The organism is Frankia sp. AvcI1 (assembly GCF_001420875.1).
GTDB lineage: Bacteria > Actinomycetota > Actinomycetes > Frankiales > Frankiaceae > Frankia > Frankia alni.
On the sequence record NZ_LJFZ01000003.1, the window covers coordinates 348,252 to 369,390 of the forward strand.

Sequence of the window (21,139 nt, forward strand, 5' to 3'; positions counted from 1 at the left end):
TCATGCTGATTCCCCGGAAGGTCGCGCACCGCAAGCAGCACCACCCCGGGCGGACCGGTGCGGCCAAGGGCGGAACCCGCGTCACGTTCGGCGAGTACGGGATCCAGGCCCTGGAGTCGGCCTACGTGACGAACCGGCAGATCGAGTCGGCGCGTATCGCGATGACCCGCCACATCCGTCGTGGTGGCAAGGTCTGGATCAACATCTACCCGGACCGCCCGCTGACCAAGAAGCCCGCCGAGACCCGGATGGGTTCCGGCAAGGGCTCGCCCGAGTGGTGGGTCGCGAACGTCAAGCCCGGCCGGGTGCTGTTCGAGCTGTCCGGGGTCGCGGAGCCCGTGGCCCGGGAGGCGATGCGGCGCGCGATCCACAAGCTGCCGATGAAGTGCCGTTTCGTGGTCCGTGAAGGTGGTGCGTGATGGCTGTCGCTACCGCGGACGAGCTGCGGAGCCTGTCGGGCGACGAGCTCGTCGACAAGCTCCGGGAAGCCAAGGAGGAGCTGTTCAACCTCCGGTTCCAGGCGGCGACCGGACAGCTTTCCAACAACCGGCGGCTGCGGGCCGTCCGGCGTGACATCGCCAAGATCTACACGGTGATGCGCGAACGGGAGCTGGGTATCACCGGCGATCNGGCGCTGGTCGCCGGTGCGGCGGACGATGACGCGACGCAGTCGGAACGGGCGTGAGGGCAGTGGCAGACGAGACGGCCTCCCAGGAGGCTTCGCAGAACACCGAGGCGGCGGTCGCGGACCGCGGCTTCCGCAAGGTCCGCGAGGGCCTCGTGGTCAGCGACAAGATGACCAAGACCGTCGTGGTCGCGGTCGAGGACCGCGTGCAGCACCCGCTGTACGGCAAGACGATCCGCCGGACGAAGAAGGTCAAGGCGCACGACGAGAACGGCACCACCGGTGTCGGCGACCGCGTGCTGCTGATGGAGACCCGGCCGTTGTCGGCCACCAAGCGGTGGCGGGTCGTGCAGGTCCTGGAGAAGGCCAAGTAGTTCCGGGGCGAGGCGACCTCGGGGGCCAGACGGCCCCCGAGGCGCCCGGCCCGGCGCCCGGGTGACCGGGTCCGACGCAGTACCGGTTGATCAGTAGTACCGGGTGATCAGGAGCGGAAAGTGATTCAGCAGGAGTNGCGACTTCGGGTCGCCGACAACACCGGAGCGCGGGAGATTCTCTGCATCCGGGTGCTTGGCGGCTCTGGGCGTCGTTACGCGGGGATCGGCGACATCATCGTCGGCACGGTCAAGGATGCCCTGCCCGGCGCCGGCGTGAAGCGCGGCGACGTGGTCAAGGCGGTCGTGGTGCGCACCACCAAGGAGCGCCGGCGGCCGGACGGCTCCTACATCCGTTTCGACGAGAACGCGGCGGTGCTCATCCGGGACGGCGGTGACCCCCGGGGCACCCGCATCTTCGGGCCGGTCGGCCGGGAGCTGCGTGACAAGAAGTTCATGAAGATCATCTCGCTGGCGCCGGAGGTGCTGTGACCGTGGCCACTTTGAAGATCAAGAAGGGTGACACGGTCCAGATCATCACCGGCAAGGACCGCGGCCTGAAGGGGAAGGTCATCCGGGCCTACCCCGAGCAGAACAAGGTCCTCGTCGAGGGCGCGAACCGGATCACCCGGCACACCCGGGTCCAGCAGAGCGCTCGGGGCTCGCAGTCCGGGGGGATCGTCACCCAGGAGGNGCCGATCCACGTGAGCAACGTGATGATCGTCGACCCGTCGGACGGACGGCCCACCAGGATCGGGTACCGCATCAACGAGGACGGCACCAAGGTCCGCATCTCCCGGCGCACCGGCGCCGAGCTGTAGGCCGAGCGAGCAGTCGAGCAGTTGGGAATCGAGATCAAATGACTGTGACCACCGAAGACCGGACCACCGGTGCTCGCCCGGTCCCACGGCTCAAGCAGCGGTACCGCGAGGAGATCGCCGCAACGCTGCGGGAGGAGTTCTCCTACCGCAACGTCATGCAGATCCCCGGCGTCGTGAAGGTCGTCGTCAACATGGGCGTCGGCGACNCCGCCCGGGACGCGAAGCTCATCGACGGCGCCGTGCGCGACCTCGCCGCGATCACCGGCCAGAAGCCGGCCGTGCGCCGGGCGAAGAAGTCCATCGCCCAGTTCAAGCTGCGTGAGGGCATGCCGATCGGGGCCAAGGTGACCCTGCGCGGCGACCGGATGTGGGAGTTCCTCGACCGCCTGGTCTCCATCGCGCTGCCGCGCATCCGTGACTTCCGCGGGCTGTCGCCGAAGCAGTTCGACGGCGCGGGCAACTACACGTTCGGCGTCACCGAGCAGTCGATCTTCCACGAGATCGACATCGACCGGATCGACCGGGTTCGGGGCATGGACATCACGGTCGTCACCACCGCGACCACCGACGACGAGGGCCGGGCGCTCCTGCGGGCGCTGGGCTTCCCCTTCCGGGAGAACTAGACAGATGGCCAAGAAGGCACTGATCGAGAAGTCGAACCGCAAGCCGAAGTACGCGGTGCGCGGCTACACGCGCTGCCAGCGCTGCGGCCGCTCCCGCTCCGTGTACCGGGTCTTCGGACTCTGCCGGGTCTGCCTGCGGCAGATGGCGCACCGCGGCGAGCTGCCCGGCATCACCAAGAGCTCCTGGTAGAACACGGGAGCAGCCCGGTCAACACCGGAGCAGCCCGGTAGACCGCTCCACCTCCGCACCTCCCCCCGATCGCGGCAGGCCCACACGACGGCTGCCGGGGACGACCCCCGGCGCCGGCGGGAACCGCCGTGAGAAAGGCGTCAAGCCATGACGATGACCGACCCGATTGCGGACATGCTCACGCGTGTCCGCAACGCCAGCCGGGCGTACCACGACAGTGTGGTGATGCCTCACAGCAAGATCAAGACCCACATTGCCGAGATCCTCCAGCAGGAGGGCTACATCTCCAGCTGGCACGTCGACGACGCGACCCTGGCTGGCGGCGTCGGCCACACCCTGGTCATCGATCTGAAGTACGGCCCGAACCGCGAGCGTTCGATCGCCGGGATCAAGCGCGTCAGCAAGCCGGGCCTGCGGGTCTACGCCAAGGCGACGAACCTTCCCAAGGTGCTCGGGGGACTGGGCGTTGCCATCATCTCCACCTCGTCGGGGCTGCTGACCGACAAGCAGGCGGGCAAGCGGGGCGTGGGCGGGGAAGTCCTCGCCTACGTCTGGTAAGGAAGGCGAGCGATGTCTCGGATCGGGNGCCTGCCCATTCCCGTCCCCAGCGGTGTCGACATCACCGTCGAGGGGGCGACCGTTACCGTCAAGGGGCCCAAGGGCACCCTGAGCCACGTTGTGGTCGAGCCGATCGCGGTCAACCGGGAGGAGGGTCAGCTCGTCGTGACCCGCCCGGACGACGAACGTCGGTCCCGCTCGCTGCACGGCCTGACCCGCACCCTGGTCTCCAACATGGTCACCGGTGTCACCGCCGGGTACTCCAAGACCCTGGAGATCGTCGGCGTCGGATACCGCGTCCAGGCGAAGGGCTCCGACCTGGAGTTCGCGCTCGGCTACAGCCACCCCGTCCCGGTCAAGGCCCCCGAGGGCATCCGCTTCGAGGTGCAGACCCCGACCCGCTTCGTCGTCCATGGGATCGACAAGCAGCTGGTCGGTGAGGTCTCCGCGAAGATCCGCGGACTGCGCAAGCCCGACCCGTACAAGGGCAAGGGCGTGCGCTACCAGGGCGAGGTCGTCCGCCGCAAGGTCGGGAAGACCGGGAAGTAGGAGATAGATCATGGCAGTGAGCCTCGGCGCCAGCGCGCGTCGGCGGACCGCGAAGCTCCGTCGGCATGTCCGCGTGCGCAAGAAGGTGGCGGGCACCCAGTCCCGTCCCCGGCTCGTCGTCACCCGGTCCTCGCGGCACATCTACGCCCAGGTCATCGACGACGTCGCCGGCCACACGCTGGCCTCGGCGTCCACCCTGGACGTCACCCTGCGCGGTGGCGAGGGCGACAAGTCGTCCCAGGCCCGCAAGGTCGGCGAACTGGTCGCCCAGCGGGCGAAGGCGGCCGGGATCGATGCGGTCGTGTTCGACCGCGGCGGCCGGACCTACGCCGGTCGGATCGCCGCGCTCGCGGATGCGGCGCGGGAAAGCGGGCTGGACTTCTGATGACCACCCAGCCCCAAGCCACCCAGTTCAGCCAGCACAGGGAGATGTTGTAGATGCCAGGCCAGCAGCGCCGCGGCGGCGGGTCCGGCGGCTCGGACCGTCGGGAACGCCGGGACCGGTCGGGCGGCGGCCCGGCCCAGGAGAAGAACGCCTACGTCGAGCGGGTCGTCGCGATCAACCGCGTCGCCAAGGTCGTCAAGGGCGGTCGTCGCTTCAGCTTCACGGCCCTCGTCGTGGTCGGTGACGCGGACGGGACCGTCGGCGTCGGCTACGNCAAGGCCAAGGAGGTCCCCGCCGCCATCGCCAAGGGCGTCGAGGAGGCCAAGAAGCACTTCTTCAAGGTGCCCCGGATCGGCTCGACGATCCCGCACCCGGTGCAGGGTGAGGAGGCCGCGGGCGTCGTGCTGCTCAAGCCGGCCTCGCCCGGTACCGGCGTGATCGCCGGCGGTCCGGTGCGCGCCGTGCTGGAGTGCGCCGGTGTGCACGACGTACTGTCGAAGTCGCTCGGCTCGTCGAACCCGATCAACATCGTGCACGCGACGGTGGCCGCCCTGCGCGGCCTCATGCGGCCCGAAGAGATCGCGGCTCGGCGCGGCCTGCCGCTCGAGGACGTCGCCCCGCCGGCCATGCTGCGCGCCCGCGCGGCCGGGGCCGGTGTGTGATGGCCAAGCTGCGCATCACGCAGATCCGTTCGGGGATCGGCGGTACCCACAACCAGCGGGCCACGCTGCGGACCCTCGGCCTGCGGAAGATCAACGCCACGACCGTCCGTGACGACCGTCCCGAGGTTCGCGGGATGATCAGGACTGTGACCCATCTTGTCCGGGTCGAGGAGGTGGACTCCTAGCCATGGCCGAACTGACCAAGACCGACAAGGGCGAGACCGCCAGCGGTGCGTCCGCCCAGGGCGACGCCGGCTCGGCGCAGACCGAGCGTGGCCGTGGCCTGAAGGTGNATCACCTGCGTCCGGCGCCCGGCGCCCACCGCAGCCGGATCCGCGTCGGTCGCGGTGAGGGCTCCAAGGGCAAGACGGCCGGTCGTGGCACCAAGGGCTCCAAGGCCCGCAAGCAGGTGCCCGCCCGGTTCGAGGGTGNCCAGATGCCCCTGCACATGCGGCTGCCCAAGCTCAAGGGCTTCAGCAACCCGGCCCGGGTGGAGTACCAGGTGGTGAACCTGTCCACGCTGGCCGAGCTGTTCCCCGAGGGCGGCGAGGTGGCCAAGGCCGACCTCGTGGCCAAGGGGGCAGTGCGCGCCAAGCTGCCGGTGAAGGTGCTGGGCAACGGTGACATCGACGTCGCGCTGCACGTCAGCGCCGACGCGTTCTCGGCCTCCGCGCGAGAGAAGATCGCGGCTGCCGGCGGGAGCGTCACCCAGAGTTGAGACCCCGGGCGAGGGGCGGCCCCACGGCCGCCCCTCGCCCTGCTTGTCCGGGCAGCCCCCGCAACACCCCGGCGCGCACCGGCATCAGACAGGTTCTTCCCGGCCACCGCTGCTTACTGGGCGTGATGTCCGGACGAGTGGACCGGGTGTCCTGTTACAGTCGCCTAACCAACGTCGACCGCCGGCCGACGTAGGCGCTCCGCACAGGGCAGGACGTCCACTCCCCGTCGGTCCGCAATCCCAGCAGGAGGAGCCGTGCTCACCGCCTTCACGCGGGCATTCCGCACTCCTGACCTGCGCAAGAAGCTGCTGTTCACCGTCGGGATCGTGGTGCTGTTCCGGTTCGGCAGCGTCATGCCGTCGCCCGGCGTCTCAACCCGCGCGGTCAACACCTGCCTCAACAGCGCGAGCGCCGACAGCAGCAACGTCTACTCGCTGATCAACCTGTTCAGCGGCGGCGCACTGCTGCAGCTCTCCATCTTCGCGCTGGGCATCATGCCCTACATCNCCTCGAGCATCATCATCCAGTTGCTCGTCGTCGTGATCCCCCGCCTCGAGCAGCTCAAGAAGGAAGGCAGCTCGGGCGAGCAGAAGCTCACCCAGTACACGCGCTACCTGACGATCGCGCTCGGCGTCCTGCAGGCGACCGGCATCGTGGCGCTGGCCCGCAGCGGACGGCTCTTCCCGAGCTGCTCGGCCGCCATCATCCCGGACACGAGCCTGTTCCGCGTCGCGACGATCGTCATCACGATGACCGCCGGCACCTCGGTCATCATGTGGATGGGTGAGCTGATCACCGCGCGCGGCGTCGGCAACGGCATGTCGCTGCTGATCTTCACCTCGATCGCGGCGCGGCTTCCCTCCGAGGGCAGCCGGATCCTCCAGGTCGCCGGCGGCGTGGTGTTCAGCCTGGTGATTCTGCTGGGGCTCGCGATCATGGTTTTCGTGGTGTTCGTGGAGCAGTCCCAGCGACGGATCCCGGTCCAGTACGCGAAGCGGCTGATCGGTCGGCGGATGTACGGGGGCACCTCCACCTACCTGCCCATCAAGGTCAACCAGGCCGGGATCATCCCCGTCATCTTCGCCTCCTCCCTGCTCCAGCTCCCGCAGCTCGCCGGGCAGGTCTGGAGCAACCAGGGCTTTCAGGACTTCGAGCAGAGGTATCTCTCTCGCGGGGACCATCCGCTCTATCTCGTGACGTACTTCGCACTCATCATCGCCTTCACCTACTTCTATGTTGCGATCACCTTCAACCCAACGGAGGTCGCGGACAACATGAAGAAGTATGGTGGGTTCATCCCCGGGATCAGACCGGGTAACCCGACGGCGGAGTACCTCAAACACGTCCTAGACCGGATCACTCTCCCCGGCTCGCTGTTCCTCGGGGTGATCACGGTCCTTCCGTTGNCACTGTTGAACCTGACCAAGGACCAGCCGTTCCCCTTCGCGGGCACCTCGGTCCTGATCATGGTGGGGGTGGGGCTGGAAACCGTGAAGCAGATCGAAAGNCAGCTCATGCTCCGCAATTACGAAGGTTTCCTCCGGTAGTGCGCCTCGTACTGGTGGGACCGNCCGGTGCCGGAAAGGGTACGCAGGCCGCGTTCATTGCCCAGGCGCGGTCCATCCCCAAGATCTCGACTGGGGACATCTTCCGAGCGAACGTGNGACAGGGAACCGAACTGGGCGTCAAGGCCAAGACCTTCATGGATGCCGGTGACCTCGTGCCCGACGAGATCACCATCGGGATGGTTCGCAACCGGCTCGCCGAGGACGACGCGGTCAAGGGCTTCCTGCTCGACGGGTTCCCCCGCAACGTTCCCCAGGCCGAGGTGCTCGGGCAGATGCTCGACGGGATGGGAACCCGCCTGGACGTGGTCCTGGAGCTCGTCGTCGACGACGACGAGGTGGTGCGGCGGCTCTCCGGCCGGCGGACGTGCCGCGCCTGCGGCCACATCTGGCATCTCGACTTCGACCCGCCGTCCGTCGAGGGCCTGTGCGACCGGTGTGGTGGCGACCTGTTCCAGCGCGACGACGACCAGGCCGCGACCGTACGCCACCGGCTCGAGGTGTANGCGGACCAGACGTCGCCGCTGGTGGCGTACTACGCCGAGAAGGGCATCCTGATNGGCATCGACGCCACCGGCCCGGTGGACAACGTCACCGATCGGGCGCTCGACGCGCTGCGGCACTACGGGGACTGAGACGTCCGCCGCCCAGCGGGTCCCGCCCTCGCGGTGGGTGGCGGCCGACGGCGGTCCTCGGGGTGGGCGCCGGTGGCTCGGATGATCGTCCGTACTGCCGGCACCGGGTCGACGGTTAGCATCGGGTATCGGACCAGGACACGGACACAGACCGAGGCGAGAGCGTGGCGCGACGAGAGCACGTCCAGATCAAGACCGCGGCGGAGATCGCCAAGATGCGGGTGGCCGGCCTGCTCGTCGCCAAGACGCTCGCCCGGCTGCGTGAGGCGGTCGCCCCCGGCGTGACGACCGCCGACCTCGACGCCCTCGCGGAGAAGACGATCCGCGACGACGGCGGAATCCCCTCGTTCAAGGGCTATGCCCAGCCGCCGTACCCGGCGTCGATCTGCAGTTCGGTCAACAACGAGGTCGTCCACGCGATCCCGACCCGCCGACGGGTGCTGCGCGAGGGCGACATCATCTCGATCGACTGCGGCGCGATCGTGGACGGCTGGCACGGGGACGCTGCGATCACCGTCCCGGTCGGCGAGGTGTCCCGCGAGGCCCTCGACCTGATCGAGACCTGTGAGGGCTCGCTGTGGGCCGGCCTGGCCGCCGCCCAGCTCGGCGGCAAGCTCACCGACATCAGTGCCGCCGTGGAGCGCCACATCCGCCCGCACGGCTACGGCATCGTCGACCACTACGGTGGCCACGGCATCGGCACCGAGATGCACCAGCCCCCCCACGTGCTCAACTACGGCCGGCCCGGTCGCGGCATCCGGCTGGTCGAGGGACTGGCGCTGGCGATCGAGCCGATGATCACCACGGGCTCGCCGGACACGACCGTGCTGTCCGACGACTGGACCGTCGTGACCCAGGACGGCAGCCTCGCCGCGCACACCGAGCACTCGGTGGNGATCACCCCGCGGGGCCCCTGGGTGCTGACCGAGCCCGACGGTGGGGTTGCGCGGCTCGCCGCGCTCGGCGTCGCCTGCGGGCAGCCCGCCGACGCCCCGTCCGGCATCGGCTGAGCCTGTGTTGGCCCTTGACGGATGGGCCACGTACACTCTTCAGTTGGCGGTCTCCTCACGCCGGTGTGCTCCACCGCGTCGATAGCAGTCCTGAAACGTGGCAGTTGCGGTCGGTGGCAGTGTGGTTGGCGGTCCGTGGTCCCCTTCGGGGTCGGCGGGCCCTGACCTGGGTCTTTCCGGACTAATGTCCGGTCAGCTCGACCGGGCGCGGCCGAACCGCCGATTCAGTCGTCGACGTCAGGACAGCGGAGGACATGCCGAAGAAGGACGGGGCCATCGAGATCGAGGGCCGTGTGGTGGAGCCGCTCCCGAACGCAATGTTCNGGGTCGAGCTCCAGAACGGTCATCGCGTTCTCGCCCACATCAGCGGCAAGATGCGTCAGCACTACATCCGGATCCTGCCGGAGNACCGCGTCGTGGTCGAGCTCTCGCCCTACGACCTGTCTCGCGGCCGCATCGTCTACCGCTACAAGTAGTCGATCTCCTCCACCTCGCTCGTACCACCATCCCATCGCCACGCGCGGCCCGCGGCTGCGCAGGAGGTCCGCAACAGCCGTGAAGGTCAAGCCCAGCGTCAAGAAGATCTGTGACAAGTGCAAGGTGATCCGCCGCCACGGGCGCGTCATGGTCATCTGCGACAACCTTCGTCACAAGCAGCGTCAGGGCTGAAGCCACTGACGGGTGGGCCTCGCCCTGCCGGCGGCGCGCGCAGGCGCGCCGCGCGGCCCGGCTGAGGAACACCGCACCCAAGCGATGCCAGGCGTCCCCGCGCGGGACGTCTCACCCCCGGTCGGAGGCCGGGGCCCGGCCGGCACTGTGCCGGCCGGGGCGGCATCGCCCGAGACCTCCGGTTGCAGGAAGGAAACATCCGTACATGGCACGCCTCTCCGGCGTCGACCTCCCCCGCGAGAAGCGGGTCGAGATCGCCCTGACCTACATCTTCGGGATCGGCCGTACCCGCTCTCGGGAGACCCTCGCCGCCACCGGGGTCAATCCGGACACCCGTGTCCGCGACCTGAGCGAGGACGAGATCGTCCGGCTGCGCGAGTGGATCGACGCGAACTACCGGGTGGAGGGCGACCTCAACCGGGAGATCAAGCAGGACATCCGCCGCAAGATGGAGATCGGCTGCTACCAGGGTCTCCGGCACCGCCGGAACCTGCCGGTCCACGGTCAGCGCACGCACACCAACGCCCGCACCCGCAAGGGCCCGCGCCGTGCCATCGCCGGTAAGAAGAAGGCCGGCAAGAAGTAGTCAGGGCGCCCGGCGGGCCGCTCGGCCCGGCCTCGGACGACCACTGATCGACGACCTCGCAGACGGAGACCACACGCGAAGATGCCTCCCAAGACTCGCGCCGCCGGCGCCAAGAAGGTCCGGCGCAAAGAAAAGAAGAACGTCGCCCACGGGCACGCTCACATCAAGAGCACGTTCAACAACACGATCGTTTCGATCACCGATCCCACCGGGAACGTGATCTCCTGGGCCTCCGCCGGCCACGTCGGCTTCAAGGGCTCCCGGAAGTCCACCCCCTTCGCCGCGCAGATGGCCGCCGAGAACGCGGCCCGCAAGGCGCAGGAGCACGGGATGCGCAAGGTCGACGTGTTCGTGAAGGGCCCCGGCTCCGGCCGGGAGACCGCGATCCGCTCGCTGCAGGCCGCTGGCCTGGAGGTCGGGGCGATCCAGGACGTCACCCCGACCCCCCACAACGGTTGCCGCCCGCCCAAGCGGCGCAGGGTGTGACCGTGCGGCGTGACGACCGCGGCCGGGATGGCGTCCCGGCCGGAGTCGTGGCGTCGCGTTCGAGTTCGCGCCAGGAGACGAGAGAGAAGGACTAGATGGCCCGTTACACCGGCGCGGACTGCAAGCGTTGCCGCCGCGAGAAGACGAAGCTGTTCCTCAAGGGCAGCAAGTGCGACACCCCGAAGTGCCCGATCGAGATCCGGCCCTACCCGCCGGGCGAGCACGGTCGGGGCCGTACCAAGGACTCCGAGTACCTGCTGCAGAAGCGCGAGAAGCAGAAGTGCGCGCGGATCTACGGCATCCTGGAGAAGCAGTTCCGGGGCTACTACGACGAGGCGAACCGTCGGGCCGGCAAGACCGGTGACGAGCTGCTGAAGATCCTCGAGTCGCGGCTCGACAACGTCGTCTACCGGGGGGGCTTCGCGCCGTCCCGCGACGCCGCCCGCCAGGCCGTCCGGCACGGCCACGTCCAGGTCAACGGGCNCAAGGTCGACATCCCGAGCTACCGGATCAGCGAGAACGACATCGTCGAGATCGCGCCGAAGGCCCGGGAGCTCACCCCGTTCATCGTCGCCCGGGAGACCGCGGGCCAGGGCCGGGCCGTCCCGGCGTGGCTGGAGTCCATCCCGAGCCAGATGCGGATCCTGGTGCACTCCCTGCCGGCCCGGCAGGTCATCGACACCCAGGTCCAGGAGCAGCTGATCGTCGAGCTGTACTCCAAGTAGTTCCGGTCGCCCGTAGTTCCGGTCGCCCCCGTCGCGTGGCAGCGGGGCACACTGGAGGAGCGACAACCGGTGCCGTGCGCGCCGCCCGGGTGGTTGACCGGGCGGCGGGCGGACACCGGGCCCGCGGGTGGGACGGACCGATGTCCCACCCGCCGGCTCCCGAACCGGGNGCCCGCAGCACACGGCGTCATATGGCGGTCGCCGTGGTCGGAAGGATCGCAACATGCTGATCGCTCAGCGTCCCACCCTCGTCGAGGACCCGATCTCCGAGTTCCGGTCGCGTTTCGTGATCGAGCCGCTGGAGCCGGGCTTCGGCTACACCCTCGGCAACTCGCTGCGCCGGACCCTGCTGTCCTCCATCCCCGGCGCCTCGGTGACCAGCATCCGCATCGACGGGGTGCTGCACGAGTTCTCCACCGTGCCCGGCGTCAAGGAGGACGTGACCGACCTGATCCTGAACCTCAAGGAACTGGTCGTCAGCTCCGACAACGACGAGCCGACGGTGATGTACCTGCGCAAGCAGGGCCCCGGCGAGGTCACGGCGGCGGACATCGCCCCGCCGGCCGGCGTCGAGGTGCACAGCCCCGAGCTGCGCCTGGCCACCCTCAACGACAAGGGCAAGCTCGAGATCGAGCTGACCGTCGAGCGGGGTCGCGGGTACGTCAGCGCGGCCCAGAACAAGCAGGNCGGCCAGGAGATCGGGCGGATCCCGATCGACTCGATCTACTCGCCGGTGCTGAAGGTGACCTACAAGGTCGAGGCGACCCGCGTCGAGCAGCGCACCGACTTCGACCGGCTCATCGTCGACGTCGAGACGAAGCCGTCGATCTCCCCGCGCGACGCGATGGCGAGCGCCGGCAAGACCCTGGTCGGCCTGTTCGGGCTGGCCCAGGAGCTCAACGCCGAGGCGGAGGGCGTGGACATCGGCCCGTCCGCCGCGGACGCGGCGCTGGCGGCCGACCTCGCGCTGCCGATCGAGGAGATGGACCTGACCGTCCGCTCCTACAACTGCCTCAAGCGCGAGGGCATCCACACGATCGGCGAGCTGGTCTCCCGCAGCGAGGCCGACCTGCTCGACATCCGCAACTTCGGGCAGAAGTCGATCGACGAGGTCAAGACGAAGCTCGGCGCGATGGGCCTGCAGCTCAAGGACTCCCCGCCCGGATTCGACCCGCGTCAGGCCGTGGACACCTACGGCACCGACAGCTACAACCCGGCGTTCTCCGACCCGTCCGACGACGGCGCGGAGTTCGTCGAGACCGAACAGTACTGACCTTCACGAGGGCCCCCGCCCACCGGCGGGGGCCCTCGACGACCTCCGGTGGCGCATGCCGCCGTCCTACGGGCGGGCAGCCTGGCGGGACAGTGAAAGGAACGAGGAGCACTCATCATGCCCACGCCAACGAAGGGCGCCCGGCTCGGCGGCAGCCCCGCACATGAGCGGCTGCTGCTGGCCAACCTCGCCACCGCGCTGTTCGAGCACGGCGGCATCACCACCACCGAGGCCAAGGCCAAGCGGCTGCGCCCGTACGCCGAGCGGCTGGTGACCTTCGCCAAGCGCGGCGACCTGCACGCCCGGCGCCGCGTCATGCGCCACGTGCGGGACAACTCGGTGGTGCACACCCTGTTCACCGAGATCGGCCCGCGGTACGCCAACCGGGACGGTGGCTACACCCGGATCATCAAGCTCGGCAACCGCAAGGGCGACAACGCCCCGCTGGCCCGCATCGAGCTGGTGGAGGCGCTGACCGTCGGCCAGCAGGCCGTCGGCGAGGCCGAGCGCGCCCGCGGAACCCGCTTCTCCGAGCGGCGCAAGCCGACCGGTGCCACCGCCGAGGCCGCCGAGGACCTGGCGAGCGAGTCGCCGACCGCCGCCGCCGTGGCAGCGCAGTCCGCCGAGGAGCAGGCCCCCGTCGAGGAGACGCTCACCGCCCAGGCGGCCGAGACGTCGGCGGCCACCGTCGAGGAGACGGACGACGACGGTCCGGCCGAGTCGAAGTCCTGACCAGGGAGATCCCTCGTCGAGGACGCGGTCTGCCGCCGCCGCCCGCGTCCCGCCGGTAGCTCCCGCAAGGCCCGCCGCCCATCATGGGCGGCGGGCCTTCGCCGTTCAGGTCGCCGCGTTCGTTCCACGCTCGGGGTGCCTGTCGGGGTGCCGCCGGGACCGCCGCGTCGTGCCCCACCTGCACGCCGCCGTACGGGGAGAGACAGATGTCCGATGTCGTGGGATCCGATCCGCGGGTGCCCCACGCGGTGCCCGGCGCCGTGACGGACGTGGCGGCGCGGGCGGCGGGCCTGGTCCGGCTGCGCCTGGACATCGCCTACGACGGCACGCCGTTCGCCGGCTGGGCCCGTCAGCCTGGCCAGCGGACCGTGCAGGGCGACGTGGAGGATGCGCTCATCCGGGTCGCCCGGCTGGCGGCCGTGCGCCTGACGGTGGCCGGGCGCACCGACTCCGGGGTGCACGCCGCCGGGCAGGTCGCCCACGTCGACCTCCCCACGGACGTCCCGCTCGGCGGGCTCGCGCGGCGGCTCAACGGCGTCCTCGACCGGTCGGTCCGGGTCACCGGCCTCGCCCCCGCGCCGGCCGGGTTCGACGCCCGCTTCTCGGCGCTGTCCCGGCGTTACGTCTACCGCATCACCGACGCGCCGTTCGGCGCCGAGCCGCTGCGGCGGTTCGACACGCTCGCCTGGCCGCGGCCGCTGGACGTACCGGCGATGGCCTCGGCGGCGCTGCTGCTGGTCGGCGAGCACGACTTCGCGGCCTTCTGTCGTCGGCGGGAGGGCGCGACGACCGTGCGCACCCTGCTGCGCCTCGATGTGCTGCGCCGCCCCGACGGGGTGGTCGTCGCCGACGTCGAGGCGGACGCCTTCTGCCACTCGATGGTCCGGGCGCTCGTCGGGGCGTTGCTGGCGGTGGGAGAGGGGCGTCGGCCGCCGCAGTGGCCGGCCGCGGTCCTGCGCCGCGGACTGCGCGATCCGGCCGTCACCGTCGCCCCCGCGCACGGGCTGACGCTGGTCGAGGTGCGTTACCCCCCGGACACTGAGCTGGCGGCGCGGGCCGAGGTCACCCGGGCCGTGCGCGTGCCGACCACCCCGTCCGGCTGAGGTCTGCCGAGGCCCGTGACGTCAGCGGCGCGGACCGTGCCCGAGCACCGCCCGGTCGCCCATCGGCTCGGTGGCGAGCGTGGCAAGGTCGGTCTGGGCGTTGCGCAGCGCCGGGTCGGTGGCCGCGCCCGNGGTGCCGTCGACGTACGCGATCTGGGTGTAGACGAGATAGTGCCCGCGGCTCAGCGCACTGCGCCAGGAGTTGTTCCCGCCCGGCCCGGTGATCTGCGTGTTCTGGATCGTGCCGGCCGGGATCGGCAGCGGCACGATGCCGCCGCGGCCCTGGTTGAGCACCTGCGCGGCCTGGGTGGCCGTCGCGCTGGTGTCCAGGGAGAACACGGTCACTCCCGCGAGTACCTGCCGTGCGCCCGGCTGGGGATGGCTGAGGAACAGCGAGCGCACCACCTGCCGGCAGTGCGGGGCCTTCACCTGGGCGATCAGATCGCCGGTGAGGTTCGGGCAGCCGGAGTCGAGCTTGCGGGCGAGTCGCTGGTAGCCACGCCCGTCGACCGCGACGGACGACTCGGGGAAGAACTCCTCGGGGGTGATCGGATCCGCGTCGACCGCGGCGCTGTCGAGGAAGTTCGCCGGTATCGGCGGCAACGAGGCCGTCGCGGCCGGCGCGGCGGCGCCCTTGTCGTCCCCGCCGCGCAACGCGACGACCGCCACAGCCGCGATGAGTACCAGGACGGCTCCGGCGACGACGGCCAGCAGCCGCCGGGAACCGCTGACCCGGCCCGCCAGGCCGGATCGTCCTCCTCGCCCGGCCGCGGGAGGAGGAGGACCGGCGCCGGTGCGGCCGCCGGCGCCGTCGGGCTCGTCGGGGTAGCCGTCCCCGTCGGGGTCTTCGTCCCCGTCGGCGTACCTGTCCCCGTCGGGGTACTCGTCGCTGTTCGGGTACTCGTCGCTGTTCGGATACCCGTTGTTCGGATACCCGTTGTCCGGGTAGCCGCCGCCGGCTGCCTGGTTGTCCAGGTCGCCGAGGTCGGTCCAGGCGGGAGGGGCGGGCGTGTCGGTCGGGGAGCTGGTGCCGGACAGGGGATGCGGCTCGGTCTGGGGATGTGGCTCGGTCTGGGGATGCGGGTTGGTTCGGGGACCTGGGTGGGCGAGGGGGGTGACGCCGGTCAGCCGGCCGGGCGCGCCCGACCAGCCCCGGATCGACCAGCCGCTCGCCGGTTCGGACGGCGCGGGCTGCGCGCCCGACCGCGGTGGGAAGCCGGTGCCGGCTTCCGCGCCGATCCCTGGGGCAGCACTCGTCGGCGCGGCGTCGCCGGCCGCGGGTCGTTCCGATCGCGGTACGCCGAGGCCCACGGCCCCGGTAGCCGGTCGGGACGCCGGACGTTCGTGGCGGCCCGGCCAGGCCGCCGTGGCAGCACCCGGGTGCGTCCCTGCCGTGCCGGTGGATGCCGTGCCGGTGGACGCCTGATCGGTGGATGGCTGGTCGGTCGGGGACTGGTCGGTCGAGGTCTGGTCGAAGGACGGCCACTCGGACGCGGACGGCTCGGGCGGCGCGGCCTCGGACGAGGTCGACCCGGCCGGCCCCGGAGCCGAACTCGCGCTGGTGGCGAGGTGGTCGAACGAGAAGGCGTAGCTGCGGGGGCCGCCGAAGAGGGGATCGTCGCTCGGGGGCGTCCAACCGTCGTAGCTGACGTAGCGGCCGCGCAGGTCCTGGCCTCCGGATGACGCCGGACTCGGCAGATCGGGACCGGGCACACCGGCCGCGCCGGTGAGAGCCGCCGCGGCGGCTCCCGGGGGTCCGGACGGCCTGCCGGCGGAATCGATCGGGTCGTCCGGCCGGGCGGCGCGGTCCGGTCGGTCGCGCGGCGGAGTGCCCGACCCCGCGCGCGTCTCGTGTCCCTCGCCACCCAATTCAGTCATCTCGGTCAGAATAGCTAGCTCGCTGGAGGGTGCCAGCCCATCTGCGGGCATCCCCGCGCGGGCGCCCCGTCCGACGCCCGCCCGATACACTGGGCAGCCAGCGAGGTTTCGACGGGCCGGGTGGGTCGGGCGCGTGTGGTGCGGTTGGCGTCCTGACGGCGATGGCTGGTCGGGCCGCTCGGCGGTCCGCTCAGATCGCCTGGTAACCTCAAAGACTGCTGCGCGTGACACGTCCCGTCTGCGCGCTCACCATTCTTGACGAGATCCGCCCGAGGCCCCTCGGAGTTCCAGGCGGAGTCGTCCGAACGAGAAGGCAGACCTGTGCGCACGTACCAGCCCAAGCCCGCGGATGTCCAGCGTGTGTGGCACGTCATCGATGCCACCGACGTGGTGCTCGGTCGGCTGGCGACCCAGGCCGCCACGCTGCTGCGTGGCAAGCACAAGCCGTACTTCGCCCCGCACATCGACACCGGCGACTTCGTCATCGTCGTCAACGCCGGCAAGGTCGCGCTGAGCGGGAACAAGCGTCAGCAGGCCCAGTACCACCGGCACTCGGGCTTCCCGGGCGGTCTGCGCAGCACCTCGTACGGTGAACTGCTCGACACGCGGCCGCAGATCATCATTGAGAAGGCCATCAAGGGCATGCTGCCGAAGAACAAGCTCGGCCGCGCCCAGGGCACCAAGCTGAAGGTCTACGCGGGGCCGACGCACCCGCACGACGCTCAGCAGCCCACCCCNTTCGAGATCATCCAGGTCGCGCAGTAACCGCTGACCTCCTCCAGCCGGTCGGCGGGCGGTGTTGATCCGCTCCGGGCGCCGGCTACGGGAACCACGCATCAACCGAGGAAGGAACGCGACGTGGCTGTCNTGACCGACGTACAGGGCAACCCCCGCGCCACTGGGCGGCGCAAGGAGGCGGTCGTCCGCGTGCGCCTGCTCCCCGGCAACGGGAAGTGGACGCTCAACGGGCGGACGCTGGAGGAGTACTTCCCCAACAAGGTGCACCAGCAGCTCGTCAACGAGCCGCTGAAGGCNCTGGACAAGGCCGAGTCGTACGACATCGTCGCCCGGCTGCACGGCGGCGGGGTGTCGGGCCAGGCCGGCGCCCTTCGCCTCGCCATCGCCCGCGCGCTGACGCTGGCGGAGGAGGAGTCACGGCCTACTCTCAAGAAGGCCGGCTTCCTGACCCGAGACGCCCGGGTCAAGGAGCGCAAGAAGTACGGGCTGAAGAAGGCCCGTAAGGCTCCGCAGTACANCAAGCGCTGACCTTGCGTCCCCCTCGTCGGCGCGCCCCCGCGATGGGCGCGCCTGCGGAGGGGACGGGTGCCGCCGGTGCGTGCCTCGGTCTCCGCCTGAACCTTCGACTTCATGGGAGACCTCAGTGACGAGGCTCTTCGGCACCGACGGCGTCCGGGGCGTGGCGAACGTCAACCTCACCGCGGAGCAGGCGCTGTCCCTGGCCTCCGCGGCCGTGGAGCTGCTGGGCGCGCCGGGNCGCTCTGCCGGGCCGGCGCAGCGGCCTCGCCCGCTCGTGGTCGTCGGCCGGGACACCCGTCCGTCCGGTGAGTTCCTCGAGGCCGCGGTCGTCGCCGGCCTGGCCGCCTCAGGTGCCGACGTCGCCCGCATCGGCGTCGCTCCGACCCCGGCCGTGGCGCACGCGGTCGCCGCCAGCGACGCGACCTTCGGCGTGATGCTCTCCGCCAGCCACAACCCGATGCCGGACAACGGCATCAAGGTGTTCGCCGCCGGCGGTCTCAAACTCCCCGACGAGGTCGAGGACGCCATCGAGCGGCGGATGGCGCAACCACCCGGCCCCCGACCCGTCGGTGCCGACGTCGGGCGGATCCGGGACGAACCAGGGCTTCTCGACCGCTACGCGGACCACCTGCTCGCCGCCCTTCCGGTGCGGCTCGACAACCTGCGGGTCGTCGTCGACTGCGCCCAGGGCGCGGCCTCGGCGCTCGCGCCGCGGGTACTGCGCGCCGCCGGCGCGGACGTCATCGCGCTGCACGCCGACGGCGACGGCGCGGCGATCAACGACGGCAGCGGCGTCACCCATCTGGACAGCCTGCGGGCGGCGGTTGTCGACCAGGCCGCCGATGTCGGCATCGCCCACGACGGCGACGCGGACCGCTGCCTCGCGGTGGACGCCGCCGGCGAGATCGTCGACGGCGACCAGATCCTCGCCATCTGCGCGCTCGCCCTGGCCGAGCGCGGCGAACTGGCCGACGACACGGTCGTCGTCACCGTGATGTCGAACCTGGGCTTCCACCACGCGATGCGCGAGGCGGGGATCACCGTCGTGACCACGCCCGTCGGCGACCGGTACGTGGTGGAGGCGATGCGCGCCGGCGGCTACGTGCTCGGCGGCGAGCAGAGCGGGCACGTCGTCTTCCTCGACCACGCCACCACCGGCGACGGGCTGCNGACGGCGCTGCGGCTGCTCGGCCGCGTCGCCGAGACCGGCCAGCCCCTCGGCGAGCTCGCCAAGGCCATGACCCGATTGCCGCAGGTGCTCGTCAACGTGCGCGGCGTCGATCGCACCCGGGTGGACACCTCACCGCAGCTGCGGGCGGCCGTCGCCGCGGCGGAGGCCGAGCTCGGCGACGGCGGCCGGGTGCTGCTTCGGCCCTCGGGAACCGAGCCGCTGGTCCGCGTCATGGTGGAGGCGGAGACCGACGCCGTCGCGCGGGACACCGCCCAGCGCCTCGCGGCCGTCGTCCGCGCCGCGCTGNCGGCGCCCCGCTGAGTCCGCCCTCGCCAACCCNCCGGCGAGGCCACGCCAGGACAACTCACCCGGTGTTCGGCCGGCCAGGTCCGCCCGCCCGGGGAACCTGCGTACGCTGAGTCGCATGTGCGGGATCATCGGGTACGTCGGTGACCAGTCGGCCCTGGACGTCGCGTTGAACGGCCTGCGGCGCCTGGAGTACCGCGGCTATGACTCCTCCGGCGTCGCGGTCGTCGGCGCCGGGGCCCTGCGGACGGCGCGGCGGGCCGGCAAGCTCGCCAACCTGGAGAAGCTGCTGGCCGAGAGCGCGGCGGCGGATCCGATGCCCGGGACGACCGGGATGGGGCACACCCGGTGGGCCACCCACGGCGGCCCGACCGACGCCAACGCCCATCCCCACACCGACTGCACCGGCGCGATCGCCGTCNTCCACAACGGCATCATCGAGAACTTCGCCGCGCTGCGCGCCGAGTTGGAGGCGATCGGGCACGAGCTCGCCAGCGAGACGGACACCGAGGTCGTCGCCCACCTGCTGGAAGTCGAGCTGGGCAACGCCGCCGCCGCGCCGGCGGCGGCGATCCCGGAGGACGTCACCCCCCGGCCGACCCGCCCCGGCACGGCTCCCGCGTCCGCGTCCGTGCCCGGCTCGGGCGAGCCGGTCGGCCGCGTCGCGGAACCGGGGACGCACCCGTTGACCGTGGCGTTGCAGCGCGTCTGCCGCCGGCTGGAGGGTGCCTTCACCCTCGTCGTGCTGCACCGCGACTTTCCCGAGGTGGTCGTCGGCGCCCGGCGCAACAGCCCCCTGGTCGTCGGGCTGGGCACGGGGGAGACCTTCCTCGCCAGCGACGTCTCGGCGTTCATCGCCCACACCCGCGAGGCGCTGGAGATCGGCCAGGACCAGGTGGTCGAGGCCCGCCGGGACGGCGTCACCGTGACCGACTTCGCCGGGGAGGTCGTCGAGGGGCGCCACTACCACNTCGACTGGGACGCGGGCGCCGCGGAGAAGGGCGGCTACCCGTACTTCATGCTCAAGGAGATCAACGAGCAGCCGACCGCGCTCGCCGACACCCTGCGGGGTCGGNTGTCCGCCGACGGCGCGATCGTCCTCGACGAGGAGCGGCTGTCCGCCCAGGACTTCCGGGACGTCGACAAGGTCTTCATCGTGGCCTGCGGGACGGCCTACCATGCCGGACTGATCGCGAAGTACGCCGTCGAGCACTGNACGCGCCTGCCCTGCGAGGTCGAGATGGCCTCGGAGTTCCGCTACCGGGATCCCGTGCTGGACCGCTCNACCCTCGTCATCGCGATCAGCCAGAGCGGCGAGACGCTGGACACGCTGATGGCCGTCAAGCACGCACGGGAGCAGAAGGCCCGGGTGCTGGCGATCTGCAACACGAACGGGTCGACGATCCCCCGGGAGTCCGACGCGGTGCTGTACACGCGCTGCGGGCCCGAGGTCGGCGTCGCCTCGACCAAGACCTTTCTCGGCCAGGTCGCGGCCTGCCTGCTCGTCGGTCTGTACCTGGCGCAGGTGCGGGGCGTGNTCTACGGCGACGAGGTCGCCGCCTACGTCGAGCGGCTGCAGCGGATGCCCGACCTGGTGGAGCGGACGCTGGGCCGGCTCGAACCGATCCGCGAGCTCGCCCNCAGCCTGGCCGACGCCAAGGCCNTGCTCTTCCTCGGCCGCCACGTGGGCTACCCGGTGGCGCTGGAGGGGGCCCTCAAGCTCAAGGAACTCGCCTACATNCACGCCGAGGGGTTCCCGGCGGGCGAGCTCAAGCACGGGCCGATTGCGCTCATCGAACCGGGCCTGCCCGTGATCGTCGTCGTACCGTCACCGCGCGGGCGCGCGCACCTGCACGGAAAGATCGTTTCCAACATTCAGGAGGTCCGGGCGCGGGGCGCGCGGACCATCGTGATCGCCGAGGANGGCGACGTCGCGGTGGAGCCCTACGCCGACCATCTCATCCGGGTACCGGCGACGTCGTCCCTGTTCGCGCCCCTGGTGACGACCCTGCCGCTGCAGGTGTTCGCCTGCGAGCTCGCCCTCGCCCGCGGCCTCGACGTCGACCAGCCGCGCAACCTCGCGAAGTCCGTCACGGTGGAGTAGGCCATCCCCCGTGAGTCGCCTTCGGCGACTCACGGGGACCCCTGGCCTCGGGGTGGTAGCCGGTTTCCGTCAGATCGCCTTTGGCGATCTTCCTGGGTTGGTCGGCGGGGCCTTCGGCGACTCACGGGGACCTCTG

At 70.9% G+C, this 21,139-nt stretch carries 18 protein-coding genes and 37 pseudogenes; all 55 read left to right on the forward strand.

Annotated features, from left to right (window positions below):
• Positions 1-2 precede the first annotated feature (2 nt).
• Positions 3-419, forward strand: coding sequence for a 50S ribosomal protein L16 (gene rplP, locus UK94_RS05270; protein WP_009740521.1), 417 nt, complete (start codon positions 3-5; stop codon positions 417-419).
• Positions 419-629, forward strand: a 211-nt coding sequence (gene rpmC / locus UK94_RS05275; RefSeq protein WP_235486549.1) for a 50S ribosomal protein L29, incomplete at its 3' end; no start/stop codon positions are given. The genes rplP and rpmC, both read left to right, overlap by 1 nt.
• Positions 630-690: 61 nt before the next feature.
• Positions 691-999 (forward strand): 30S ribosomal protein S17, encoded by a 309-nt coding sequence (gene rpsQ, locus UK94_RS05280; RefSeq protein WP_050997011.1) that lies wholly within the window; start codon positions 691-693, stop codon positions 997-999.
• 137 nt (positions 1,000-1,136) lie between these two features.
• Positions 1,137-1,488 (forward strand): annotated as a pseudogene (gene rplN / locus UK94_RS05285) (50S ribosomal protein L14); the annotation flags it as partial.
• 11 nt (positions 1,489-1,499) lie between these two features.
• A partial coding sequence (gene rplX / locus UK94_RS40590) for a 50S ribosomal protein L24 (RefSeq protein WP_235486597.1) occupies positions 1,500-1,689 on the forward strand: 190 nt, incomplete at its 3' end.
• 1 nt (position 1,690) lies between these two features.
• Positions 1,691-1,817: pseudogene (locus tag UK94_RS40595) on the forward strand (50S ribosomal protein L24); the annotation flags it as partial.
• A gap of 38 nt (positions 1,818-1,855) precedes the next feature.
• A pseudogene (locus tag UK94_RS40600) lies at positions 1,856-2,023 on the forward strand (50S ribosomal protein L5); the annotation flags it as partial.
• Between the two features lies 1 nt (position 2,024).
• Positions 2,025-2,440 (forward strand): annotated as a pseudogene (rplE, locus tag UK94_RS05295) (50S ribosomal protein L5); the annotation flags it as partial.
• 4 nt (positions 2,441-2,444) lie between these two features.
• The gene (locus UK94_RS05300; RefSeq protein WP_011602308.1) at positions 2,445-2,630 is read left to right on the forward strand and encodes a type Z 30S ribosomal protein S14; all 186 of its coding nucleotides are present in this window, start codon (positions 2,445-2,447) and stop codon (positions 2,628-2,630) included.
• A gap of 147 nt (positions 2,631-2,777) precedes the next feature.
• Positions 2,778-3,188 carry a 30S ribosomal protein S8 gene (gene rpsH, locus UK94_RS05305; RefSeq protein WP_055748927.1) on the forward strand — a complete coding sequence of 137 codons (411 nt, stop codon included), beginning with the start codon at positions 2,778-2,780 and terminating at the stop codon, positions 3,186-3,188.
• A 28-nt stretch (positions 3,189-3,216) separates the two neighbouring features.
• Positions 3,217-3,737 (forward strand): annotated as a pseudogene (gene rplF, locus UK94_RS05310) (50S ribosomal protein L6); the annotation flags it as partial.
• A gap of 10 nt (positions 3,738-3,747) precedes the next feature.
• Positions 3,748-4,122, forward strand: coding sequence for a 50S ribosomal protein L18 (gene rplR, locus UK94_RS05315; protein ID WP_041938850.1), 375 nt, complete (start codon positions 3,748-3,750; stop codon positions 4,120-4,122).
• Positions 4,123-4,175: 53 nt separating this feature from the next.
• Positions 4,176-4,395 (forward strand): annotated as a pseudogene (locus UK94_RS40605) (30S ribosomal protein S5); the annotation flags it as partial.
• Between the two features lies 1 nt (position 4,396).
• Positions 4,397-4,784 (forward strand): annotated as a pseudogene (locus UK94_RS40610) (30S ribosomal protein S5); the annotation flags it as partial.
• A complete protein-coding gene (gene rpmD, locus UK94_RS05325; RefSeq protein ID WP_011602312.1) occupies positions 4,784-4,969 on the forward strand; it encodes a 50S ribosomal protein L30 in 186 nt (61 codons plus the stop codon). The pseudogene UK94_RS40610 and the gene rpmD, both read left to right, overlap by 1 nt.
• Before the next feature lie 2 nt (positions 4,970-4,971).
• Positions 4,972-5,076 (forward strand): annotated as a pseudogene (locus tag UK94_RS40615) (50S ribosomal protein L15); the annotation flags it as partial.
• A 1-nt stretch (position 5,077) separates the two neighbouring features.
• A pseudogene (locus UK94_RS40620) lies at positions 5,078-5,215 on the forward strand (50S ribosomal protein L15); the annotation flags it as partial.
• A 1-nt stretch (position 5,216) separates the two neighbouring features.
• A pseudogene (locus tag UK94_RS05330) lies at positions 5,217-5,502 on the forward strand (uL15m family ribosomal protein); the annotation flags it as partial.
• A gap of 255 nt (positions 5,503-5,757) precedes the next feature.
• Positions 5,758-6,009 (forward strand): annotated as a pseudogene (locus tag UK94_RS40625) (preprotein translocase subunit SecY); the annotation flags it as partial.
• A gap of 1 nt (position 6,010) precedes the next feature.
• Positions 6,011-6,909, forward strand: a pseudogene (gene secY / locus UK94_RS05335) (preprotein translocase subunit SecY); the annotation flags it as partial.
• 1 nt (position 6,910) lies between these two features.
• Positions 6,911-7,010: pseudogene (locus tag UK94_RS40630) on the forward strand (hypothetical protein); the annotation flags it as partial.
• A gap of 64 nt (positions 7,011-7,074) precedes the next feature.
• Positions 7,075-7,166, forward strand: a pseudogene (locus UK94_RS40635) (nucleoside monophosphate kinase); the annotation flags it as partial.
• A 1-nt stretch (position 7,167) separates the two neighbouring features.
• Positions 7,168-7,573 (forward strand): annotated as a pseudogene (locus UK94_RS40640) (nucleoside monophosphate kinase); the annotation flags it as partial.
• A gap of 1 nt (position 7,574) precedes the next feature.
• Positions 7,575-7,627: pseudogene (locus tag UK94_RS40645) on the forward strand (hypothetical protein); the annotation flags it as partial.
• Position 7,628: 1 nt separating this feature from the next.
• Positions 7,629-7,703, forward strand: a pseudogene (locus UK94_RS40650) (adenylate kinase); the annotation flags it as partial.
• A 164-nt stretch (positions 7,704-7,867) separates the two neighbouring features.
• Positions 7,868-8,597 (forward strand): type I methionyl aminopeptidase (map, locus tag UK94_RS05345; RefSeq protein WP_235486551.1); only part of this gene is annotated, 730 nt, incomplete at its 3' end.
• A gap of 1 nt (position 8,598) precedes the next feature.
• A pseudogene (locus UK94_RS40655) lies at positions 8,599-8,713 on the forward strand (type I methionyl aminopeptidase); the annotation flags it as partial.
• A 254-nt stretch (positions 8,714-8,967) separates the two neighbouring features.
• Positions 8,968-9,036, forward strand: a pseudogene (locus tag UK94_RS40660) (translation initiation factor IF-1); the annotation flags it as partial.
• 1 nt (position 9,037) lies between these two features.
• Positions 9,038-9,120, forward strand: a pseudogene (locus tag UK94_RS40665) (translation initiation factor IF-1); the annotation flags it as partial.
• A gap of 1 nt (position 9,121) precedes the next feature.
• Positions 9,122-9,189: pseudogene (locus tag UK94_RS40670) on the forward strand (translation initiation factor IF-1); the annotation flags it as partial.
• Between the two features lie 79 nt (positions 9,190-9,268).
• Positions 9,269-9,382 (forward strand): 50S ribosomal protein L36, encoded by a 114-nt coding sequence (gene rpmJ, locus UK94_RS32180; RefSeq protein WP_003956441.1) that lies wholly within the window; start codon positions 9,269-9,271, stop codon positions 9,380-9,382.
• A 205-nt stretch (positions 9,383-9,587) separates the two neighbouring features.
• Positions 9,588-9,968: a 30S ribosomal protein S13 gene (gene rpsM / locus UK94_RS05355; RefSeq protein WP_009740504.1), complete on the forward strand. Its 381-nt coding sequence runs from the start codon at positions 9,588-9,590 to the stop codon at positions 9,966-9,968.
• Between the two features lie 81 nt (positions 9,969-10,049).
• Positions 10,050-10,454 (forward strand): 30S ribosomal protein S11, encoded by a 405-nt coding sequence (gene rpsK, locus UK94_RS05360; protein WP_009740503.1) that lies wholly within the window; start codon positions 10,050-10,052, stop codon positions 10,452-10,454.
• A gap of 95 nt (positions 10,455-10,549) precedes the next feature.
• Positions 10,550-10,937, forward strand: a 388-nt coding sequence (rpsD, locus tag UK94_RS40675) for a 30S ribosomal protein S4 (protein ID WP_235486553.1), incomplete at its 3' end; no start/stop codon positions are given.
• Between the two features lies 1 nt (position 10,938).
• Positions 10,939-11,179 (forward strand): annotated as a pseudogene (locus tag UK94_RS40680) (30S ribosomal protein S4); the annotation flags it as partial.
• A gap of 223 nt (positions 11,180-11,402) precedes the next feature.
• On the forward strand, positions 11,403-11,865 hold a 463-nt coding region (locus UK94_RS40685), incomplete at its 3' end, for a DNA-directed RNA polymerase subunit alpha (RefSeq protein ID WP_235486556.1).
• 1 nt (position 11,866) lies between these two features.
• Positions 11,867-12,452, forward strand: a pseudogene (locus UK94_RS40690) (DNA-directed RNA polymerase subunit alpha C-terminal domain-containing protein); the annotation flags it as partial.
• 117 nt (positions 12,453-12,569) lie between these two features.
• On the forward strand, positions 12,570-13,184 hold the full coding sequence (rplQ, locus tag UK94_RS05375; RefSeq protein WP_011602318.1) for a 50S ribosomal protein L17: 615 nt from the start codon (positions 12,570-12,572) through the stop codon (positions 13,182-13,184).
• 206 nt (positions 13,185-13,390) lie between these two features.
• Positions 13,391-14,287, forward strand: coding sequence for a tRNA pseudouridine(38-40) synthase TruA (gene truA, locus UK94_RS05380; protein ID WP_231861507.1), 897 nt, complete (start codon positions 13,391-13,393; stop codon positions 14,285-14,287).
• 2,199 nt (positions 14,288-16,486) lie between these two features.
• Positions 16,487-16,902 (forward strand): 50S ribosomal protein L13 (gene rplM / locus UK94_RS05390; RefSeq protein WP_235486559.1); only part of this gene is annotated, 416 nt, incomplete at its 3' end.
• 131 nt (positions 16,903-17,033) lie between these two features.
• Positions 17,034-17,199, forward strand: a pseudogene (gene rpsI, locus UK94_RS40695) (30S ribosomal protein S9); the annotation flags it as partial.
• A 1-nt stretch (position 17,200) separates the two neighbouring features.
• Positions 17,201-17,420, forward strand: a pseudogene (gene rpsI, locus UK94_RS40700) (30S ribosomal protein S9); the annotation flags it as partial.
• A gap of 126 nt (positions 17,421-17,546) precedes the next feature.
• Positions 17,547-17,659 (forward strand): hypothetical protein (locus UK94_RS40705; RefSeq protein ID WP_235486599.1); only part of this gene is annotated, 113 nt, incomplete at its 3' end.
• 1 nt (position 17,660) lies between these two features.
• Positions 17,661-18,591: pseudogene (locus tag UK94_RS05400) on the forward strand (phosphoglucosamine mutase); the annotation flags it as partial.
• Between the two features lies 1 nt (position 18,592).
• Positions 18,593-18,899 (forward strand): annotated as a pseudogene (locus UK94_RS40710) (phosphoglucosamine mutase); the annotation flags it as partial.
• A gap of 118 nt (positions 18,900-19,017) precedes the next feature.
• A pseudogene (locus tag UK94_RS40715) lies at positions 19,018-19,320 on the forward strand (glutamine--fructose-6-phosphate aminotransferase); the annotation flags it as partial.
• Between the two features lies 1 nt (position 19,321).
• A pseudogene (locus tag UK94_RS40720) lies at positions 19,322-19,869 on the forward strand (glutamine--fructose-6-phosphate aminotransferase); the annotation flags it as partial.
• A gap of 1 nt (position 19,870) precedes the next feature.
• Positions 19,871-19,974, forward strand: a pseudogene (locus UK94_RS40725) (hypothetical protein); the annotation flags it as partial.
• 1 nt (position 19,975) lies between these two features.
• Positions 19,976-20,114, forward strand: a pseudogene (locus UK94_RS40730) (hypothetical protein); the annotation flags it as partial.
• A 1-nt stretch (position 20,115) separates the two neighbouring features.
• Positions 20,116-20,183, forward strand: a pseudogene (locus UK94_RS40735) (hypothetical protein); the annotation flags it as partial.
• Position 20,184: 1 nt separating this feature from the next.
• A pseudogene (locus UK94_RS40740) lies at positions 20,185-20,436 on the forward strand (SIS domain-containing protein); the annotation flags it as partial.
• A 1-nt stretch (position 20,437) separates the two neighbouring features.
• Positions 20,438-20,539: pseudogene (locus tag UK94_RS40745) on the forward strand (hypothetical protein); the annotation flags it as partial.
• Between the two features lie 24 nt (positions 20,540-20,563).
• Positions 20,564-20,639 (forward strand): annotated as a pseudogene (locus UK94_RS40755) (hypothetical protein); the annotation flags it as partial.
• Between the two features lies 1 nt (position 20,640).
• Positions 20,641-20,822, forward strand: a pseudogene (locus tag UK94_RS40760) (SIS domain-containing protein); the annotation flags it as partial.
• A gap of 1 nt (position 20,823) precedes the next feature.
• Positions 20,824-21,003: pseudogene (locus UK94_RS40765) on the forward strand (glucosamine-fructose-6-phosphate aminotransferase); the annotation flags it as partial.
• Positions 21,004-21,139: the final 136 nt, after the last annotated feature.

Bases quoted from the DNA above. Each gene is read 5' to 3' on its own strand.
- rplP (WP_009740521.1), top strand. From the start codon at position 3: ATGCTGATTCCCCGGAAGGTCGCGCACCGCAAGCAGCACCACCCCGGG.
- UK94_RS05300 (WP_011602308.1), top strand. From the start codon at position 2,445: ATGGCCAAGAAGGCACTGATCGAGAAGTCGAACCGCAAGCCGAAGTAC.
- rpsH (WP_055748927.1), top strand. From the start codon at position 2,778: ATGACGATGACCGACCCGATTGCGGACATGCTCACGCGTGTCCGCAAC.
- rplR (WP_041938850.1), top strand. From the start codon at position 3,748: ATGGCAGTGAGCCTCGGCGCCAGCGCGCGTCGGCGGACCGCGAAGCTC.
- rpmD (WP_011602312.1), top strand. From the start codon at position 4,784: ATGGCCAAGCTGCGCATCACGCAGATCCGTTCGGGGATCGGCGGTACC.
- rpsM (WP_009740504.1), top strand. From the start codon at position 9,588: ATGGCACGCCTCTCCGGCGTCGACCTCCCCCGCGAGAAGCGGGTCGAG.
- rpsK (WP_009740503.1), top strand. From the start codon at position 10,050: ATGCCTCCCAAGACTCGCGCCGCCGGCGCCAAGAAGGTCCGGCGCAAA.
- rplQ (WP_011602318.1), top strand. From the start codon at position 12,570: ATGCCCACGCCAACGAAGGGCGCCCGGCTCGGCGGCAGCCCCGCACAT.
- truA (WP_231861507.1), top strand. From the start codon at position 13,391: ATGTCCGATGTCGTGGGATCCGATCCGCGGGTGCCCCACGCGGTGCCC.